Annotated in this window: 25 protein-coding genes, 1 tRNA gene and 1 riboswitch; of the genes, 12 read left to right on the top strand and 14 right to left on the bottom strand. The window is 27.0% G+C overall.

Annotated features, from left to right (window positions below; genetic code table 11):
- Positions 1-14 precede the first annotated feature (14 nt).
- The 8 genes from VP91_RS05755 (at position 15) to VP91_RS05720 (ending at position 6,488) form a co-directional block, all read left to right on the top strand.
- Positions 15-89: transfer RNA gene (locus VP91_RS05755), tRNA-Glu, on the top strand.
- Between the two features lie 5 nt (positions 90-94).
- The gene (locus tag VP91_RS05750; protein WP_169036501.1) at positions 95-349 is read left to right on the top strand and encodes a GIY-YIG nuclease family protein; all 255 of its coding nucleotides are present in this window, start codon (positions 95-97) and stop codon (positions 347-349) included.
- On the top strand, positions 346-2,463 hold the full coding sequence (locus VP91_RS05745) for a glycosyltransferase (protein WP_169036500.1): 2,118 nt from the start codon (positions 346-348) through the stop codon (positions 2,461-2,463). Before VP91_RS05750 ends, VP91_RS05745 begins: the two co-directional genes overlap by 4 nt.
- Positions 2,464-2,467: 4 nt before the next feature.
- A complete protein-coding gene (locus tag VP91_RS05740; protein WP_169036499.1) occupies positions 2,468-3,358 on the top strand; it encodes a glycosyltransferase family 2 protein in 891 nt (296 codons plus the stop codon).
- A complete protein-coding gene (gene rfbC, locus VP91_RS05735) occupies positions 3,355-3,885 on the top strand; it encodes a dTDP-4-dehydrorhamnose 3,5-epimerase (RefSeq protein ID WP_169036498.1) in 531 nt (176 codons plus the stop codon). The genes VP91_RS05740 and rfbC overlap by 4 nt, the downstream gene beginning before the upstream one ends.
- A 17-nt stretch (positions 3,886-3,902) precedes the next feature.
- The gene (locus VP91_RS05730; protein WP_169036497.1) at positions 3,903-4,334 is read left to right on the top strand and encodes a hypothetical protein; all 432 of its coding nucleotides are present in this window, start codon (positions 3,903-3,905) and stop codon (positions 4,332-4,334) included.
- Position 4,335: 1 nt separating this feature from the next.
- Positions 4,336-5,724 (top strand): HAD-IA family hydrolase, encoded by a 1,389-nt coding sequence (locus VP91_RS05725; protein ID WP_169036496.1) that lies wholly within the window; start codon positions 4,336-4,338, stop codon positions 5,722-5,724.
- 5 nt (positions 5,725-5,729) lie between these two features.
- Complete coding sequence (locus tag VP91_RS05720; RefSeq protein ID WP_169036495.1) at positions 5,730-6,488, top strand: hypothetical protein; 759 nt, start codon at positions 5,730-5,732, stop codon at positions 6,486-6,488.
- 4 nt (positions 6,489-6,492) lie between these two features.
- Here VP91_RS05720 and VP91_RS05715 read toward each other — a convergent pair whose 3' ends face one another.
- Together VP91_RS05715 and VP91_RS05710 are read right to left on the bottom strand one after the other, a co-directional pair.
- Positions 6,493-7,341, bottom strand: coding sequence for a glycosyltransferase family 2 protein (locus VP91_RS05715; RefSeq protein WP_169036494.1), 849 nt, complete (start codon positions 7,339-7,341; stop codon positions 6,493-6,495).
- Complete coding sequence (locus VP91_RS05710; protein WP_169036493.1) at positions 7,341-8,300, bottom strand: site-specific integrase; 960 nt, start codon at positions 8,298-8,300, stop codon at positions 7,341-7,343. The genes VP91_RS05715 and VP91_RS05710 overlap by 1 nt, the downstream gene beginning before the upstream one ends.
- A gap of 301 nt (positions 8,301-8,601) precedes the next feature.
- Here VP91_RS05710 and VP91_RS05705 point away from each other — a divergent pair, with 301 nt between their 5' ends.
- Together VP91_RS05705 and VP91_RS05700 are read left to right on the top strand one after the other, a co-directional pair.
- Positions 8,602-9,039 carry a GNAT family N-acetyltransferase gene (locus VP91_RS05705; protein WP_169036492.1) on the top strand — a complete coding sequence of 146 codons (438 nt, stop codon included), beginning with the start codon at positions 8,602-8,604 and terminating at the stop codon, positions 9,037-9,039.
- Positions 9,020-9,298 carry a methylated-DNA--[protein]-cysteine S-methyltransferase gene (locus tag VP91_RS05700; RefSeq protein ID WP_211181517.1) on the top strand — a complete coding sequence of 93 codons (279 nt, stop codon included), beginning with the start codon at positions 9,020-9,022 and terminating at the stop codon, positions 9,296-9,298. Before VP91_RS05705 ends, VP91_RS05700 begins: the two co-directional genes overlap by 20 nt.
- Positions 9,299-9,820: 522 nt before the next feature.
- Here VP91_RS05700 and VP91_RS05695 read toward each other — a convergent pair.
- Genes VP91_RS05695 through rplM form a run of 7 tightly spaced genes read right to left on the bottom strand, consistent with a single transcriptional unit; the run spans position 9,821 to position 15,012 of the window.
- Complete coding sequence (locus tag VP91_RS05695) at positions 9,821-10,669, bottom strand: DMT family transporter (RefSeq protein WP_169036490.1); 849 nt, start codon at positions 10,667-10,669, stop codon at positions 9,821-9,823.
- A gap of 17 nt (positions 10,670-10,686) precedes the next feature.
- Positions 10,687-11,583: an AEC family transporter gene (locus VP91_RS05690; RefSeq protein WP_169036489.1), complete on the bottom strand. Its 897-nt coding sequence runs from the start codon at positions 11,581-11,583 to the stop codon at positions 10,687-10,689.
- Complete coding sequence (locus tag VP91_RS05685; RefSeq protein ID WP_169036488.1) at positions 11,583-12,875, bottom strand: homoserine dehydrogenase; 1,293 nt, start codon at positions 12,873-12,875, stop codon at positions 11,583-11,585. The genes VP91_RS05690 and VP91_RS05685 overlap by 1 nt, the downstream gene beginning before the upstream one ends.
- A gap of 3 nt (positions 12,876-12,878) precedes the next feature.
- A complete protein-coding gene (locus VP91_RS05680) occupies positions 12,879-13,052 on the bottom strand; it encodes a hypothetical protein (RefSeq protein WP_169036487.1) in 174 nt (57 codons plus the stop codon).
- The gene (gene argC / locus VP91_RS05675) at positions 13,049-14,071 is read right to left on the bottom strand and encodes an N-acetyl-gamma-glutamyl-phosphate reductase (RefSeq protein WP_169036486.1); all 1,023 of its coding nucleotides are present in this window, start codon (positions 14,069-14,071) and stop codon (positions 13,049-13,051) included. The genes VP91_RS05680 and argC overlap by 4 nt, the downstream gene beginning before the upstream one ends.
- A gap of 34 nt (positions 14,072-14,105) precedes the next feature.
- On the bottom strand, positions 14,106-14,549 hold the full coding sequence (gene rpsI / locus VP91_RS05670) for a 30S ribosomal protein S9 (protein ID WP_169036485.1): 444 nt from the start codon (positions 14,547-14,549) through the stop codon (positions 14,106-14,108).
- Position 14,550: 1 nt separating this feature from the next.
- A complete protein-coding gene (rplM, locus tag VP91_RS05665) occupies positions 14,551-15,012 on the bottom strand; it encodes a 50S ribosomal protein L13 (RefSeq protein WP_169036484.1) in 462 nt (153 codons plus the stop codon).
- Positions 15,013-15,151: 139 nt separating this feature from the next.
- Positions 15,152-15,219: riboswitch (SAM riboswitch) on the top strand.
- Positions 15,220-15,223: 4 nt separating this feature from the next.
- Here rplM and VP91_RS05660 point away from each other — a divergent pair.
- Complete coding sequence (locus VP91_RS05660) at positions 15,224-16,552, top strand: O-acetylhomoserine aminocarboxypropyltransferase/cysteine synthase family protein (RefSeq protein ID WP_169036483.1); 1,329 nt, start codon at positions 15,224-15,226, stop codon at positions 16,550-16,552.
- Here the strand turns inward: VP91_RS05660 and VP91_RS05655 are convergent.
- Positions 16,545-17,555 (bottom strand): COX15/CtaA family protein, encoded by a 1,011-nt coding sequence (locus tag VP91_RS05655; RefSeq protein ID WP_169036482.1) that lies wholly within the window; start codon positions 17,553-17,555, stop codon positions 16,545-16,547. The genes VP91_RS05660 and VP91_RS05655 overlap by 8 nt on opposite strands.
- 42 nt (positions 17,556-17,597) lie before the next feature.
- Between VP91_RS05655 and VP91_RS05650 the strand changes: the two genes are divergently transcribed.
- Positions 17,598-17,888 carry a chorismate mutase gene (locus VP91_RS05650; protein WP_169036481.1) on the top strand — a complete coding sequence of 97 codons (291 nt, stop codon included), beginning with the start codon at positions 17,598-17,600 and terminating at the stop codon, positions 17,886-17,888.
- A gap of 2 nt (positions 17,889-17,890) precedes the next feature.
- Here the strand turns inward: VP91_RS05650 and VP91_RS05645 are convergent, their stop codons facing one another.
- Genes VP91_RS05645 through plsX form a run of 4 tightly spaced genes read right to left on the bottom strand, consistent with a single transcriptional unit; the run spans position 17,891 to position 19,757 of the window.
- Positions 17,891-18,082, bottom strand: a complete 192-nt coding sequence (locus tag VP91_RS05645) for a 50S ribosomal protein L33 (RefSeq protein ID WP_169036480.1) — start codon at positions 18,080-18,082, stop codon at positions 17,891-17,893.
- Between the two features lies 1 nt (position 18,083).
- Positions 18,084-18,461 carry a MerR family transcriptional regulator gene (locus tag VP91_RS05640; protein ID WP_169036479.1) on the bottom strand — a complete coding sequence of 126 codons (378 nt, stop codon included), beginning with the start codon at positions 18,459-18,461 and terminating at the stop codon, positions 18,084-18,086.
- Positions 18,451-18,753 (bottom strand): HU family DNA-binding protein, encoded by a 303-nt coding sequence (locus VP91_RS05635; protein WP_169036478.1) that lies wholly within the window; start codon positions 18,751-18,753, stop codon positions 18,451-18,453. Before VP91_RS05635 ends, VP91_RS05640 begins: the two co-directional genes overlap by 11 nt.
- Positions 18,753-19,757, bottom strand: coding sequence for a phosphate acyltransferase PlsX (gene plsX, locus VP91_RS05630; protein ID WP_169036477.1), 1,005 nt, complete (start codon positions 19,755-19,757; stop codon positions 18,753-18,755). The genes VP91_RS05635 and plsX overlap by 1 nt, the downstream gene beginning before the upstream one ends.
- Between the last annotated feature and the right edge of the window lie 6 nt (positions 19,758-19,763).

Here is a 19,763-nt window from a genome sequence, read left to right as displayed (position 1 = left end):
AAAGATCACAACATGGTCCCTTCGTCTATCGGTTAGGACAGCTGGTTTTCATCCTGCAAAGGGGGGTTCGATTCCCCCAGGGACCGCCATAAATATGTATTATTATACTTATATGCTTAAGTCTATCAGCCCAGGGATAAAAAAAACATATGTTGGTTATACTAATGATTTAAAATCACGATTAAAAAAACACAACAATAATAAAGGGGCAAAATCAACAAAAGGATATAAATGGTTGTTAATTTATAGCAAAAAATTTAAAAGTAAAAATGAAGCCATGTCTTTTGAATATAAACTTAAAAAAAATAAATTTGGAAGAAAAAAAATCTTAGATCAGTATATTAAATGAAAATTTCCATATTATTACCATATAAAGAAAATTATTCCCCTACGTATCCAGGTGCTGTTTCTTTATTTGTCCATTCTACTACAAAAAAAAGTAATTATAAGAAAGATATTACTATTTACGGCTTTACAGATTTAAAAAATAAATTTCCTGAAAAATATATTAACATCAATCTTAATAAAAGTGTTTTATTCAAAAGTCAGAGTAAAGAATATGTTAATAAATTTGTTGATTTACATAAAAATAATAAAGTTGAAATAATAGAAATACATAATAGACCAAATTATGTAAATTTGATCGACAAGTTAAATTCTAAAATAGTACTTTATTTTCATAATGATCCAATATCAATGATTGGCTCAAAATCTCCAATTGAAAGAAAACAATTATTAACTATTTGCTCTAAAATTATTTTTAACAGTGAATGGTCAAAAAAAAGATTTTTAAAAAATCTAGATAATATTTACCATAAATCTTTAAAATTAGAAGTAATACATCAATCAATAAATAGAACTAAGATAGATATTAAAAAAAAAGAAAAACTAATTACTTTTGTTGGTAAATTAAATTCAGCTAAAGGTTACGATTTATTTGGCAAAGCAATTATAAAAATTTTAAATGAATTTAAAGATTGGAAGTCATACGTTATTGGTGATGAGCCAAGAGAAAAAATCTTTTTTGAACACGAAAATTTAAAAGTTCTCGGTTTTCAAAAACATTCAAAAGTTCTTGAAATTTTTAAAAAAACTAGCATTGCTGTTGCTTGTTCTAGATGGGAGGAGCCATTTGGTAGAACTAGTTTAGAAGCTTCTAGTAGAGGATGTGCTGTTATAATTTCAAATAAAGGGGGATTACCAGAAACAATAACCAATGGAATTATAATAAGGAGTCTTACTTTTGATAATATTTATAAGGCTATTAAAAAATTAATAATTAATAAGATACATAGAGTTAAATTACAAAATTTATCATATAAAAATTTTTATTTAACTGACGCATATATTACTGAAAAAATTGATATCTACAGATCTAAATTAGGGACTAAATTCATATACAAAAATGTTATGTTAAATAAAGACGATAAACTAAAAATTTTGCACGTTACAAATTTTAATGAAAGACACAATGGTAGACTTTTTTACAACACTGGCAAAAGAATCAACAATGGCTTGATAAGATTAAATCATAGTGTATTGGAATTTAGCGACAGAGATATAGTCAGTTATTATAGGTCTATTAAAGATCCAAAGGGCTCCAAGAGACTTAATAGTAAATTAATTGAAGTAATAAGCAACTATGTACCAAATATCATAATTCTTGGACATGCAGATTTAATACAATTGGAAACTTTAAACTTTATTAAAAAAAATTATCCTCAAATTAAAATTGTTCAGTGGTTTTTAGATAGAATGGATTCTCAATGGATTATAAACAAGAAAAGATTTTTAGATAAGATTAAAATAATGGATGCTAGTTTTTGTACTACAGACCCCAAGAGTTTAAAATTTCCAAAACAGGATAAAATATTTTATATACCTAACCCTGTAGATGTATCTTTTGAAAAACTTCACAATTATAAATATGACCACTTTAATAATGACGTCTTCTTTGCAATGAGTCATGGTGTACATCGAGGAGTTTTAAAAGATGGTAAATTTGATGAAAGAGAAAATTTTATGAACAAACTTTTATTAAAAACTCCCGATATAAGGTTTGATCTTTATGGAATGCATCAAAGACAACCTGTATGGGCTGACAATTTTATAAATTCAATATCTCAATCAAAAATTGGACTTAATTTAAGTCAGGGTAAACCAGCTAAGTATTATAGTAGCGATAGATTTGCACAATTAATTGGCAATGGTTTAATGGTAATGATTGATGAAAAAACTAAATTTGGTAACTTCTTTAATACCGATGAAATAATTTTGTATAAAAATATTAATGATTTAGCTTACAAAATTGATAAATATACTAATGATAATAAGTTAAGAAAAAAAATTGCAAAAAAGGGTAGGGATAAATACTTTAAATATTTCAATTCAACTATTGTAGCAGAATTTATAATTGAAAAAGCATTAGGTTTAAAAAATAAAAAATATTATTGGAATAACTAAAATAATGTTTTCAATAATCATACCAACATTTAATAATGTAGAATATCTAAAACTTTGTATATCCAGTATTGAAAAGAATTCAAAGTTTGAACATGAAATAATTCCACACATTAATATTGGCGACGACGGTACTGAAGAATTTCTTAAAAATAAAAATATAAAGTACACTATAACAAATTATAATGCGGGTATTTGTGAAGGCATGAATAAAGCTTCAAAAATTGCTACGTCAAATTATATTTTATATGCTCATGATGATTTTTATTTCTGTCCAGATTGGGATGAGATTTTATTAAATGAAGTAAAAAAAATTAAACACAATAAATTTTATTTATCAGGGATAATGTTGAATAACGGTCCTATAAAGTTTAATTGTGGAAATGAGCTTAAAGATTTTGATGAAGAAAAATTATTAAAAGATTATAAAATGGCTAATCATTATGATTTTCAAGGCTCAACATGGGCTCCACACCTTATACACAAAGATTTATGGGACAAAGTAGGTGGATTTAGTGAAGAATATTTTCCTGGAACTGGATCTGATCCAGATTTAAATATGAAATTATGGAAAGAAGGTGTTAGAATTTTTAAAGGTATTAATAATTTTAAAGTTTATCATTTTGGCTCTATTGTTACGAGAAAATATAAAAACCACCCTACTATTAAGACCGAGTCTGGAAGTAGAGGAGCAAAAATTTTTTTAATCAAATGGAGAATAAGCATAAGTTTTTTTAAAGAATTTTTTCTCAAATCTGATAAAATTTATGAAGGTGAACTATCAAATCCTAGAAAAACTATGAGATTTTTATTTAAATTATTATTATGTAAAATTAATTATTTTTATATAAGATATTTATATAATTTTAGAAATCGACATAAATTGATTATTAAATGAAGTTGATTAAAACTAAAATCACTGGTCTTAAAATACTTAAAACGAAAATTTTTAAAGACAAAAGAGGTTTTTTAAAAGAAATTTTTAGAAAAGAAGTTGTAAATGATGAAGACTTTCTATTTGATATTTACTCCAGTTCAAAAAAAAATGTTTTAAGAGGGTTGCACATACAAACAAAAAACCCACAAGCAAAAATTATTACTGTAACTCATGGTAGAATATTTGATGTTGCTGTAGATTTGAGGAAAAAATCAAAAACTTATGGAAAATACTTTGGAATAATAATTTCTGATAATGATGATTTTTCATTTTATATACCAGCTGGTTTTGCTCATGGATTTGTTTGTTTGTCAACAAAATGTACTGTCTATTATAAAAATTCAAAATACAGAAGTCCCAACTTTGAAGTCTCTGTTGCGTGGAATGATACGGATCTAAATATTAAATGGCCATTAAAAAATCCAGTACTATCCTCAAAAGATAAAAATGGATTAAGTTTTAAAGATTTTAAAAAACTATATAGATAATAAAGTAAATATTAAATATGAAAATTATATCACATCGTGGCTTTGTTGATGGCACTGATAAGAACTTAGAAAATAATCCTGAACAAATTCTTAACCTAATCAATAAAGGTATAGATGTTGAGATTGATATTAGAATGCATAATGATAAATTTTATCTAGGTCATGATGAACCAATGTATGAAGTATCAAGAGATTTTATAGAAAATGAAAAACTTTGGTGTCATGCAAAAACTTTTTCAGCACTTCAGTCCTTGAGCAAAATTAACTGTCACTATTTTTGGCATCAAAATGATGATTATACTTTGACAAGTCGTGGTTTCATTTGGGTGTATCCTGGTAAGCCAATTTTAGATAATTGCATATGTGTAACACCTGAAAATTTCGATTTAGATTACTCTAAATGCTTTGGTATATGCACAGATTATGTCAAAAAATATATAAAGGACTAAAATGAGTAAAATAAAAGGTTTAATTTTTGATCTTGATGGAGTTTTGGTAAATACAAAAAAAATTCATTTTGATGCATTAAATTTAGCTTTAAAAAAGATAAAAGCAAAAGAAATTTCATATGTAGATCATCTAAATATTTATGATGGGTTGCCAACAGCAAAAAAATTAGAAATTTTGAACAAAAATAAAGTTTTAAATAAAAAATACAATCAAACCATAAAAAAAATAAAACAAGAAAATACGTTGAAGCTATTGAATAGTTATATTCGATATAATCCTAAGATTTATAATACTTTTTTAAAATTGTCGAAAAAATATAAGATATCATTAGCAACAAATGCAGTAAAGAAAACTCTAGATTTATGTTTAAAGAAACTTAAAATTGAAAAATTTATTTCATTTAGTTATTCAAATGAAGATGTTAATAATAACAAGCCACATCCAGAAGTATATTTGAAATGTTTAGTTAATATGGGTTTAAAACCTTCAGAAACTTTAATATTTGAAGATTCTCATCATGGAGTAATGGCTGCACAAGACTCTGGTTGTGTTCTATATACGGTTAAAAATATTTCGGATATAAATTATTCGAATATTTTAAATATAATTAATAACTCAAACAAAAATATTATGAAAAAAAATAAAAGTAACTTTTGGTCAGATCCAAAGTTGAATATACTTATACCAATGGCTGGAGCTGGAAGTAGATTTCAAAAAGCTGGATACGTATTTCCAAAACCATTAATTGAAATAAATAATAAACCAATGATACAATGCGTTATAGATAGTCTTAATTTAGACGGGAATTATATATTCATTGTTCAAAAAGAACATCAAGAAAAGTATAACATTAATAGCGTTTTAAAAATTTTAAAACCAAATTGTAAAATTATTGAACTGGATGAAATAACAGAAGGTGCTGCTTGTACTACTTTGTTAGCAAAGAAATATATTAATAATAATGACCCATTAATAATTGCTAACTCTGATCAATTTATAAGATGGGATAGTATTAAATCTATGTATAATTTTAATTCAAAAAAAATTGATGGTAGTATTTTAACTTTTGAGGCTATTCACCCTAAATGGTCATACGCCAAAACTGATAAGAACAATTTTGTTACAGAAGTAGCTGAAAAAAAAGTAATATCAAAAAATGCTACTGTTGGTGTATATTTTTGGAAAAAGGGTAATGATTATGTTAAATATGCTGAGCAAATGATTAAGAAAAATATAAGAGTTAATAATGAATTTTATGTTTGCCCTGTATTTAATGAAGCAATTTCTGATAAAAAAAAAATTATCATAGATCCAGTTGAAGAAATGTATGGATTAGGAACACCCGATGACTTAAATAATTTTTTAAGTATTAAAAAAAACCTTGTGTAGAATAAATGAGTAAAGAAAGATTATTTGTTATATCTTGTTATTTTGATGGCTCTAATAATGCTATTTTTAATTGTACAAATTCTATATTAAATAATTATAACAAACCTAAAATTGTTGTGGTAGATAGTGACTCCCCTGATAAGTCTTATTTTGATAAACTTAAGTTAAAATCAATCGAAGTTTTAGATGCAAAAAATAAAAATTACGACACTGGTGCTTATTGGATAGCATTTAATAAATTCCATGATTATGATAATTATTATTTTTTACAGGACTCAATAATAATCAAAGAAAACTTAATATTTTATGAAAAATATAGTTTAACTACTTTTAGATATTTTCTCTCTATAAATCGAGTAGGGGGCTTTATAATTGATAAAACAAAAAAAAATTTTATTAAGAAATTATCTGCCTTTTTTAAAAGAAATAAAAAGATTCATGATATTTATGGTTATGATTATAATGATCAGATAACCTGGAGCAATGAACAACTTAAAAAAACTCTTTATTTTTTACCAAAAACTTGGTTAAGCGTGTTTGGCCCAATTTTCTTGTGTAAAAAACATGTTATGCTTAATCTTATACAAAAAAATTTTGATAAAATTTTACCTACCAATAAGATAGAACAAATGTGTATGGAAAGACTTTTTGGTATTGCATTTCAACAAGAAGGTTTAGATGTAAGTAATTCTATTCAAGGTGAAAATTTCAATACAAAATTTGACACACCTAAATTTGAAAAAATTTTTTACAAAAGAAAATAAATTATTATTTTAATCTTTTGTATGATTTCAGTCCTTTCATTGATGTTATTAAGCCATCAAATCTGCTAATAAACTTTTCACGTTTTTCATAATTTTTTGTTAGGGTATAAAATAAAATTCTAAATAATGTTCTTAGTACAATTGGTACAAAAAATATTATACTATAAATCATTCCATAGTTTTTTTTATAATAGTAATATTTGGACCAGACAAAATGCCATGTATAAAGTTTTTCTAATAATTTTTTTTCATTTTCATTTTTAATACTCACTGATGTTCCCACATAATGGTTAATTCTTATTTTATTAATTTGGTAATTTTTATTTATCCTATATGATCTTAAACAAAAATCACTTTCTTCAAAATATAAAAAGAAGTTTTCATCAAAACCTTCTAACGATTTAAATATTTCTGTTTTAAAAAACATACAAGCACCACTTATAAATTTCATATCCGCAATTTCAATATTCTCATCACTCTGAACATGAGATTTTGGATTTGCATTAATGTATCTTGGTCCTAGTGATGAAAATTTGTCTTTTAAAATTTTTGCAGATTTATAAAATTCGTTTATGTTTGTTTCAGTTAATCCTTCAATGTCTGGATTGCTTATTAGAAAATATTCAGTTTCCACAAATGTACTTGCATAATTGATTGCCGAACCATAGCCATCATTTTTAACTATTTTGAAATTTATATTAGGATAAAATTTATCTATCTTTTTTTTTAAATTTAAATCATTAGAATTATCAATTACTATAATTTGAAATTTATTATAAATATTTTTTATAAACTTCATTACTAAATTCTCACTTTTATGAGCCAGTAAAATTATAGTTATATCTTTATTCATTATTCAATTTTAATTTTATTTAAGGCGTTGTTTTTAAACAAATTTGCTTCTTTAATATATCTTCTTACCATTTCTGTCGATTTATGGCCTGTCATAGCCATAATACTTCTTTCTTCAGCTCCAGACTCAGCTGCTGTTGTTGCAAAACCAGATCTTAAGCTATGTCCTGAATAATTTTTGCTATCTATTCCAGCTAGTTTTAAATACTCTTTGATAAGCAATGCTACTGTTTGATCAGTTAAACGGTTTTCTGATAAATTTGAACCTTTTGTAAATCTTCTAAACAAAGGACCTGTATTAATCCTGGATATTTCTATCCATTTTTTTAAAGATAAAACTGGACAATATTTAATATTATTAAAGTAGGGTAGTGCTTTAACCGTTCCTTCACCAAATTGGTCTGTCTTAGACTTTTTCAAACTGATTTTAAGACCCTCTGCTACAAAATCTAAATCATCATAATCTAATGAAACTATTTCATTTCTTCTAAAACCACCTGAAAATCCAATCAGTATAATTGTCCTATCTCTTAATTTTTTAATTTGTTCTTTTTTTTGTTCATCTATCACTTGAATTATTAATTTTAAATTGTTGATTAATATCGGTTTTTTACCTCTTTGAACACTGCCTTTTCTCCTTTTTATACCCATAATATTTTCAATTATAGAGGGGTGTTTAGTATCCAGATAATACCCTTTCAGCTTATGTATTACTCCAATAGAAACTAATCTTCTCTTTAAGGTGCTCATTTTAACGTCTTTTATTGATAAATGTGTTAAATAAAGAGAAACTATTTTTGGTTCTGATGGAAGTGATTTAAAACCATTTTGTGCACAAAACAAACTAAAGTCATTAAAATCCGATTTATAAGCTCTGACTGTATTATTTGCCTTAGAACTTTGAAGATTTAATAATGTCTCTTCCTGTAAGGCTTTTATATCTGTTACTATATTATTCATATATTACTATTGATAACCATTAATTATCGTTAGTAATATATTAAGTGATTTTGAATGTCAATCAATTATTATTGAATAAATGAAATTAAAAAAAAAAGGATTTTATAGACTATACATTGTCATAGCATTGCTTTGGTCGACTTATATAATATTTATTTGGAATATTAAACATTCTGATCTAGTTTCAGGGATTCTAGCATTATTACCAATTCCAATTTATTTCGTATTAAGGTGGATAATTAGAGGTTTTAATTGAAAATTCTTATTAATATCAATGTTTTATCATCTAGAATTAAACTAAATGATTAGAAAATTAGAGCAAAAAGACAAGGGAAATTGGGCCAAATTATACAATAGTTATGCCGATTTCTACAAAGTCCCAATGAATACTGATGTTTTAGACACTCTTTGGGGATGGATTAATGATGAAAGCCATGATGTTAACGGACTTTGCTTTGAATTAGAGGGTAAAATCGTTGCTATTGCTCATTATAGAACAATGCCAAGACCAATTAAGGCTCAGTATATTGGGTTTTTAGACGATTTGTTCGTAGAGCCAGAATTTAGAGGTCAAAAAATAGCTCAAAAGCTTATTAGTCATCTAAAATCTTTATCTAAAGCCAATAATTGGAATGGAATTCGGTGGATCACCCACTCTTCCAATAAAAATGCAAAGAAATTATATAATAAAATAGCCAATAATACAGGTTTTGAACTCTATGAACTTAAAAGGGACTAAGTTTCAGCTAAAAGTCTGGAATTACTTAAGGAAAATACCAAAAGGCAAAGTTAAGACTTACTTAGAAGTTGCTAAAGCCATTGGAAAACCTAAGGCATTCAGGGCTGTTGCTAATGCAGTGGGTAAAAACCCCTATCCACCTAAAATACCCTGTCATCGAGTGATCAGATCAAATGGAAGTCTCGGCGGATACTCTAGAAAAGGTGGAATTCAACAAAAAAGACAATTATTAAAATCTGAGAAGGTCTTTATCAAATAGTGATATTTATTAATTAAAAGTATAGAAAAGTCAATAAAATCAACCCTTCTGGAGTATTTTTATAATATTATATACAAATGTTATAATGCATCCTTCAGTTGTACCAGATATGAGTCCTTGCTTAAAATAAGGTGCTCTATGGACGTTTAAAAGGCATATTCTATTACTGCATTGCTCTAGTTATCAACAATACCAACACTTTTAGAGATGGGCTAAAAAGCCCTTTTTTAAAGAGTTTTTTGACCCCCACTCTATCTCATTAAAATATTATAATTCAATGGTAGATAATAAACGTTGATATGCAACACTTTTTAACTAAATTGAATAAGGGCCAGAAAATTCAGCACAAATTAAAAATAATATCCATAATTAAAAAAATAGATCTAAATATTTACCCCTGAGTAAGATTTTTTTACTGTTAATTAGTTAATTTTATATATTAATAAAATTTAATAATTACAGTTATTTAAGTAAAAAACTTAAAGTATTATATTAAGTATTAGTAAACTTATGATACCTATACTAGGTTTTCTTGATCATTACTTCTCTTCTAGAAATATAAATACCACTTATTACGATTATTAAAAGTCCTAAAAAAGTCCAATTATCAGGGAAATTACCAAAGAAATAGTACCCAATAATCACGTTAGGAATTATCTCAGTATAGCCTAAAGGAGCTAATTTAGAAGCATCAGCATATTTTAGAGACAATATAAGAAATAAGTGACCAATGCATGCAAAGACCCCTATTCCAGCCATCATAGACCACTGATTAATGGTAGGTTTTACCCAAATGAATGGAACAATGAATGAAACAATCACGGCACCAACTAAACCTGTTAGTAGGAGAGTTAATAATGGATTGTCTGAGGTGCTTAATTTACGAGTAATTATAAGATAAAACCCATACATTATACCCGTTCCTAAAGCAGCTAAACTGGCAAGATTAATTTCAAGAAAACCTGGTCTAATAACAACCAATGAGCCTATAAATCCAATTATTACAGCCATCCATCGTCTGACACCTACCTTCTCTTTTAATAAAATCGGTGAAAACGCTGTAACTATTAATGGAGCAACAAAAGCTAATGTTAAAGCTTTAGCTAAAGGAATAATTGATATTGCGTAGAAAAAACAAATGTTGGCACAAAGTAAAATAAGACCTCTTAGAATTTGTAATTTAGGTTTATCAGACCATACAAGTTGTTTGTTATAAAAGAAAAACATTATGGGTAACGTAAAAGCTACCGTAAAAAAATATCTAGCCCATGTTATTTGTAAAACTGGAAGATCAGCACTTAAGTACTTTGCAAAACCATCCATTACTGGAAGCATCATCCAACCTAATAAGCTAAAAATAATGGCTTTCATAAGCCAATTGATACAGTTTAATTGAAGTACTTTAAAGCAAAGAATACTACTATTGGAATAGTAATAAAAGACATCAATGTTGATGTTACAATTGTACTAGCTATACTATCAACAATTTTTTTAGGTGAATACATCGATCCTACAAGATAATTTAACACAGCACTAGGCATTGCACTTTGTATTAATAAAACACCAGCTGCAAAACCATTCAAATCGAGCTTATTTATAATAAAAACACATATTATCGGACCCAAGAGAACTCGTCCTAAAGCTAATATAATTGAGTCTTTTAATGAAAACTTAAACCTTGTTAAAGCTATACCAAGAGACATTAAAACTAAAAATATAGTTGCATAAGTTAAAAGAAAAGTGGTGTTTTCAAGAAATATTGGAACTTCTATATCAAAATAAAGAAATAATACTGATATTATTATTGCATAAACAGGGGGACTTTTAAGAACTACATCAAAAGAAAATTTTTTTTTTGCAAGAAAAACACCTAATGTAAAATGAAATAAAATTATAACTGAGGCAATAGCTGATGCCACACCTAGTCCTTGAGTTCCATAAGCAAAAAGGCAGATAGGAATACCCATATTACCAGTATTTGGTAAAATCATTGGTGGTAACTCCATACTAAGGTCTCTTTTCAAAATAAAAAGTAGTATTAAACCAACTATAGAAAATCCCCCAATCATAATTAAAGCATAGAAAAAGTAGGAAGTAAAAACTACAAAACTAACACCTGTAGTAGTCACTGTATAAAAGATCATTGCAGGCGTTCCTATATTGCCTGCAAAATCAGTTATAAAATTAGTGTCTATTTTAGGATTTTTTTTTCCCAAATAAAAACCAATACCAATAACAAAAAAAACAGGAAATAAGACTTCGAATATTTTAGAATATAAATCCATTAATTATACATTCTTATTAATGTGGGATAATTAAGAATATCTTTATCTTTCTTGAAAATTGAAAGACAATTTTTTGAATTAAGCTCATTTGTTTTATGGGTAATAATAACAATTGTAGCTTTATTATTTTTTTTATCAGGTGTTTGAATTAATCTTTTTACTGAAATTTTATATTTAGCCAACCTGTTAGTAATCTTAGATAAAACACCAGGTTTATCTTTAACTTCAAATCGTAAATATAAAGAGTTTGTATAATTATTAACATTATAACATTTAATGGATTTACGCTTAATGTGAGGTATACCAAAAGGCTTTTTAACATTACCTTTTAATATAGAAAGTAAATCAGATAGTAATGATGAAGACGTAGGACCAGGTCCTGCACCCTCACCCTGTAAAATACTTTCACCTACTGGTTTTCCCTCAAGTATAACAGCATTCATCACGCCAGAAACGTTACCAATATAAGAATTTTTACTTACAAGGCATGGATGGACAGTTTCAAACAAACTACCATTAATAATTTCAGAAATTCCAAGTAACTTAATACGTAAATTTAATTGGTTGGCTATTTCAATATCTTTAAGTTCAATTTTTTCAATCCCTTCCATTAAACATTTATGTTTTGAAATAAGTGTATTAAACGCTAAAGAAGATAAAATTCTAACTTTAGCAAATGCATCAAAGCCATTTAGATCTAATTTGGGATTACCTGGCTCAGCATATCCAAGCTTTTGAGCTTTTTTTAAAACATTAGAAAAACTATCTTTAGAATTTCTCATTTCTGATAATATATAATTGGATGTACCATTTAAAATTCCATAAACTTTAGAAATTTTATTAGTTGAAAGGCCTTCTTTGATAGTTCTTAATATTGGAATGCCTCCAGCAACAGATGCCTCAAATTCTAGGTTTACATTATTATTTTCAGCTAATTTAGCCAATAGATCACCATGTTTTGATATGAGTGCTTTATTAGGAGTAATTACATGTATTTTATTTTTTAAAGCAGTTTCTACAACTTTTTTTGAGATACCATCTGATAATCCGATTGCTTCAAATAAAATATCTATTTTAGTTTCTTTAAAGATATCTAGTGGATTTTTAAAAAAAATTTTCTTATTAATTTTGAATCTTCTCTTTTTGGAAATATTTCTAGCTGAAACAGCAACTACCTTGATTTTTTTTCCAGTTTTAAGCTCAATATCTTTTTTTTTAATATTTAGTTCATTTAACAAATAAATACCTATTTGACCTAATCCAACTACAGCAATCTTTATATCATTTGTCATTATCTAATTATCAATGCTTGGGTAAGGGTTTGTCTCAGCATAATTCAATATTAATACATTAAACTCCTCAAAAGTTTTATCTTCACTAAAGTCCAAAATATTATTTTTTTTTACGTCATTATTTGAATTGAGTGAAGTACAAGATATTAAAAATATAAATAAAATTAAATATTTCATTGAAGACCTCTATTTATAGGAAATCTAAACTTCAAATTCATATTTTGGATAGCTTGTCCAGCTCCACCCTTAATTAAATTATCAATAGCTGATAAAATAATAACTCTGTTTTTATATTTAGTTTTACAAATTGAAATAAAACAGTTGTTTGAATTAATAACATCATTTGTGCTAACTAAAGAATTTATTCTTAAAATTTTAACAAATTTACTTTTATTATAAGCATTGATTAAATTTTTTTCTAATTTACTAACACTAACATTTTTATTTAGATCAACATAAATTGTACTTAGTATGCCCTTAAACATAGGTGTTAAATGAGGAGTAAACGTAAAAGAAAAATTATTTTTTGTATATTTAGATATTTCTTGTTGAATTTCTGAGTTGTGTCTGTGAAAACCAACACCATAAGGGCTTATAGATTCATAAAGATTTTTATACTTATATTTTTTATGAACACCTCTACCAGCACCTGAATACCCAGATTTTGAATCAATAATTATATTATTAGTTTTAATCAAATTTTTTTTAATCAATGGTATAAGTGGTAATAATATTGATGTTGGATAACAACCTGGGCACCCTATTATATTAAAATTTCTTATATTTTTTCCATTAACTTCTGGCAATGAATAAATCGATCTTTTAATATTTTTAATGGATCTATGTTTTTGTTTATACCATCTTAAATATTCAGAAGCTTTATTTAGTCTAAAATCAGCAGCCAAATCAATTAAAACATTATGTTCAAATAAATCGTTTGAAATATCTTGAGCCTCTCCATTTGGTAATGCGGTAAAAATAAGATCTATATCTTTTAAAAGAGATTTTTTATATTTAATTATTTTTGGTAATTTTTTTGAACTTAATTTTTTTTCATAACTTGATATATTTTTGCCAACAGAAGAATTTCCACAAAGATATTTAAGATTAACATTGTTATGTTTAATTAATAACTTAATTAATTGAACACCAATATAACCAGTCGATCCAGCAACTAAAACATTAAGCTTAGGCATTTTTTTATTATAGCAGTTTAGAGATAAAAAAGAATTATCTTTTCGAGAATTGGAAGCTTCTTCTGGCTTTCCTACGACCAGGCTTTTTTCTCTCAACTGATCTAGAGTCTCTGGTGTTGAGTTTTTCAGTCTTTAGTACGGCGCGATTCTCCGAATCAAATAAAATTAATGCTTTAGCGATACCATGTACCATTGCACCTGCTTGTCCAGTATGTCCACCACCAGCTACACTGCATCTTACATCATAAGCTGTAGCTTGATTGATAATTTCAAACGGTCTTGTAATTTGCATCTTATGACTCCCGCTGCTAAAATACTCATCCATACTTCTGCCATTTACATATATCTTACCAGTTCCCTTTTTAACCCAAATTTTAGCAATAGATTTCTTTCTTCTACCTGTTGCATACTTACTATCTTTAAAATCTAATTTAATTTTAGGTTTTTTTGCAGTTTTTTTTGATATTGCTGGTTCCATATTAATTTCTTATTAAATTTTTACTGTTTAATTTTCTTAAATCTAAAAGTTTAGGATTTTGTGCTGCATGAGGATGATTTTCACCAGCATAAATTTTTAATTTAGTTAACTGTTTTCTACCAAGGACACCACCTGGCAACATTCTTTTGACAGCTAATTTTAATGAGTCGCCTGGTTTATTTTTTTCTAATAATTTTTCAGGTGTTATTTCTTTAATTCCACCTGGGTGACCTGTGTGTTTATAATATTTTTTATCTTTAAATTTATTTCCAGTAAACTTGGCTTGTTCAACATTTTTTACTACAACAAAATCACCATCGTCCATATGTGGGGTATAGTTCGTCTTATTTTTACCTCTAACAATCATTGCTATAATAGATGCTAGTCTTCCAACTACAGCATCTTTAGCGTCGATTTCGTACCAGTTACTATTTAATTCACTACTTTTAAGAAATTTTGTCATTGTGCGACGATTAATACTATTATTCAATATAAAGTCAATTTTATATTTGCCTTGCAATACCTCACTTAAATGATAGGTTGATATTGCCGATTTGTTCCTATTGCAGGCTTTATGTTGCTAAAAAGGATTTTTTAACCACATTATCGGCAGGCGCATTTGAGCTGTATTGTACGCCTTGCATTAAGCTAAAGTACTAAAAAGGAGTATTAAGATGAGTACAAAAAGAAATAACCCTGAAACTATAGCAATTCATGGTGGTGATTATAGAAGTGACCCTGCAACTAATGCAGTAGCCGTTCCTATCTATAGAACTACATCATATCAATTCAATAACACTGAACATGCCGCTAACCTATTTGCCTTAAAAGAGTTTGGTAATATTTATACAAGAATCATGAATCCAACAAATGATGTTTTGGAAAAAAGATTAGCAGCACTTGAGGGTGGTTTAGCAAGTTTGACTGTATCATCTGGCCAAACTGCTTCAACTTTTGCAATTTTAAATGTAGCTCAAGCTGGAGATAATATTGTTAGTTCTACCGATCTTTATGGTGGAACAGTATCTTTATTTACCCACACTTTAAGTAAACTTGGAATTGAAGTTAGATATGCTGACCCATCTGATCCAAAAAACTTTGAAAAAGCTATTGATAATAAAACAAGAGCTTTTTATGGAGAAACTTTACCAAATCCATATTTAAGAGTTTTTCCAATTAAAGAAGTCTCAGATATTGGGAAGAGATATAACATACCATTAATAGTAGACAACACAGCTGCACCAGTGATTTGCAAGCCACTACAACATGGAGCTGCTGTAGTAGTTTATTCACTTACAAAATACATAGCTGGACATGGTACTGTTGTTGGCGGTGCTTTAGTTGATGGTGGAAATTTTGACTGGACAGCAGACCCTAAAAGGCAACCTCTATTTAATGAACCAGATGCTAGTTATGGTGGTGTAGTTTGGGGTAAAGCAGTACCAGAATTAACAGGAGCTAATGTTTCTTTTGCAGTAAGAGCAAGAGTAACAATTTTAAGAGATCTTGGATCTGCACTATCTCCTGATAATGCTTTTGGTGTAATACAGGGTTTAGAAACTTTGGCTTTAAGAATGAAACAACATTGTGAAAACGCATCTAAAGTTGTTGATTATTTAAAGAAACATAAAGCAGTAAAAAAAGTTATTTATTCTACTGAGCATAATGATGAAATAAATAAAAGAGCTAAAAAATATCTTAAAGGAGGCAATGGTGCTTTAGTTGGTATTGAATTAGCTGAAGGTATTGAAGCTGGAAAAAGATTTATAGAGTCTTTAAAAATGTTCTACCACGTAGCTAATATTGGAGATGCAAGGAGCTTGGCAATACATCCAGCATCAACCACTCATAGCCAATTAACAGAGGATGAATTAGCAGCTGCTGGTGTTACGCCTGGTTATGTTAGGTTGTGCATTGGTTTAGAACATATTGATGATATTATCGATGACTTAGATCAAGCATTGGCAAACTCTTCAAAAAAGAAATTAAAAGCTGTTAGCTAGAGTTTTTATATAATATTAAAAAATAAGAGCTCAAAACTAATATTGAACCTAACTGGTGTAGAGATGCGTATTTAATATCTACACCAGAAATCAAGGTTATTATTCCTAAAAAAATTTGAATCAAGATAGCAACATCAAAAAATAATAAATATTTAAAATCATATTTTTGTTTAATATAAAAATAATTTAAAATTATAATAAAAAATAATAGTAAATAAGCAGTTGATCTATGCAAAAACTGAACAATAGACGGGTTGCTTAACAATTGAGAATTTATAACTTCATAAAATTTAACATCATTAGGAAAGAAACTACCATTCATATCTGGCCAAGAATTATATATAAGACCACCATCAAGCCCAGACAAAAAAGCTCCTAATAAAATTTGTATAAAAATTAATACAAGTATGAATAATAATAGAAAATTAGAAATTTTAATATGAAATTTTCTGACTCTAAAAACTTCTAATATAAACCAAAAAATTAGACTTAAAATTAATAACGCTAAAGATAAATGTACACTTAATCTAAAATGACTAACATCATTATTTTCAATTAAGCCACTTGAGACCATATACCACCCAATAAATCCCTGAAGACATACAAGGAAAAATATAAAATAATATTTATTTGAATAAAATTTTGAGTCTTTAAATTTTAGACTGAAAAAAATTAATGGTATTAACGAAAATAAACCAACTAATCTTGCTAATAATCTGTGTGCATATTCCCAATAAAAAATTATTTTAAACTCACTCAAAGACATGCCGTAATTAATATTTTGATATTCTGGGATTTTTTTGTACTGTGTAAAGTAAAAATTCCATTCGTTTATATTTAATGGTGGTAGTATTCCTATGAAAAGTTCCCATGCAGTGATAGATAATCCAGAATCAGTTAATCTTGTGAGCCCACCTACTGCAACCATTAAAATGATTAATAGATATAAAGTTATTAGCCATAGCTTTAAATATTTTATATAGTTGTCACTGTTTACAAACATAAATTATACTTATAATACTTATTTTAATAACCAATTGAATAAATGTCGCCTATAAATAAAAAAAAGTTAGATTTATTAAGAGTTAAGCTTGATAGGCTTGATAATGATTTACTCAAATTAATTAAAAAAAGATCTAATTTAGTTAATGATGTACTGAAGATAAAAATTTATAAAAATGAAATAATTGACCAAAAAAGAATAAATTTTATTCTTAGAAAAATTAAGAAAAAATCAATACAATCAAATATAGATCCAAAAATAACTAATAGGATTTGGAAAAATATGATTTGGTCTTTTATTGATTATGAAAAAAGAAATTTTAAAAAAAAATAATACTATTTACTATGCGGGGGTAATTTTTTTTCTACAAACATTTCGTGTTTTCTTGTAGATGGATTATACTTTTTAGCAGAAAGTTTTATTTTAGCTTTTTCACCACCAGCAGGTTTTTTAACATAATAAAAAAAGGGACTATCAGGTTTGGCTTCTGGTACTAATCTAACTTTAACGTGTGTTTTTTTTGCCATTTTATTTTATATTTTTTAATTGTTTTATTAAGTTTGATATCTTCTTAAGTTTATTTTTAATACTATAATCAGCATTTATAGAATTTTTTGGTAATTCGTCAAGTTTTAATGATTTATCTGTATTAAGAACTTTTCTAGCTCCATTAATTGTCATTCCTTGATCTTTAAGTAGGTATTTAACTTTTTTTAATACCTCAATTGTATCGTCATTATAGTATCTTCTATTTCCGTTTAAAATATTTGGCTTAATTTGTTTAAATTCTTTTTCCCAGAAACGAATAGTATGAGTATTCAGGGATCCTTTTTTTTTATTTACAAGATTAAGAATTTTTGCAACTTCACCAATAGATTTATAAGTTTTATTCTTTTTATAAGTCATTCTTAGAATTTACTAAATCTTTAAATTCTTTAGAAGCTTTAAATAGAACCACATCTCTATTTGATATAGTTTTTCTTTCTTTTGTCTTGGGATTTCTACCAATTCTACTTTTTTTGGAACGTATCGAAAAAGTACCAAATTTTGATAATTTCAATTTCTTTTCAATTCTCAAATTTTCAATAATTGTCATCAAAAAATCATCTATTAGATTCTCTGATATATTTTTTGAAAATCCAATTTGCATATAAACTGAATTTATTAAATCTTTTTTTACCAAATTTACTCTAGTCATTAATAAATATTATTTCTGATTTTTTCTATTAAATTACCACTCACAGTTTTAGTACAAACATTTAATGAATTTGAAAATCCGATATAATCTGTCCCTCCATGACTCTTGATTACAGGAGAATCTAAACCAATAAATATAGCACCATTATAAAGTCGAGGATCCAATCTTGCTTTAAATTTATTTAAATTAGAAATATTTAATAAAGATGAAATTTTACCAATAATGTTACCAGTCATAGCTTTCTTGAGTTCACTTATAATAAAATTAGCAGTACCTTCTGCAGTTTTTAATGCAACATTTCCTGTAAAGCCATCCGCTACAATGACATTAACATCTCCATTCATTAATTGATTTCCTTCTATGTAGCCTTTAAATTCAAAGTCATGATTGTTTCTTTGATTTAATTGTAGATAAGTTTCTTTAATAGTTTCATTACCTTTTATTTCTTCAGATCCTATATTCAATAATGCAAGTTTTGCATTATCTTTGGGGTATAGAGATTTAAATAGTGAGGATCCCATTATTGAAAAATCAATTAAATTTTTTGGACTACACTCAATATTTGCTCCCAAATCTAAAACAACACTCATCCCTTTTTTATTAGGCCATAATGCTGATAAAGCTGGTTTATCTATATTCTCAATCATTTTAAGATTTAGTTTAGATATAACAAGTAAAGCTCCTGTGTTACCAGCTGATATTACAACATCAGATTTTTTTTCTTTAACACTTTGAACGGCAAGCCACATACTAGTATGTTTTCCTCTTTTGGCACCCTCTAATGGACTATCAGTACCCTTTACTACATCTGTTGTATGAATTATATCAAAAGATGAGTTTGGTAAATTGTTGTTAATACAAGTTAAAATTTTTTCTTTATCTCCAAAAATTTGATAAAATGAATTTTGATTATCTTTAAAATGATGCTGTATCCCATCAATAACTTTTTTTGGTGAGCCATCTCCACCCATTGCATCAACTGCAATTTTTATTATTTTATTCATTTAAAA

The organism is Candidatus Pelagibacter communis, from assembly GCF_012932795.1.
In the GTDB taxonomy this organism is placed as follows: Bacteria; Pseudomonadota; Alphaproteobacteria; order Pelagibacterales; family Pelagibacteraceae; genus Pelagibacter; species Pelagibacter ubique_S.
The sequence above is the reverse complement of the archived record's forward strand: the minus strand, read 5'-3'. Positions and strand labels throughout refer to the sequence as shown.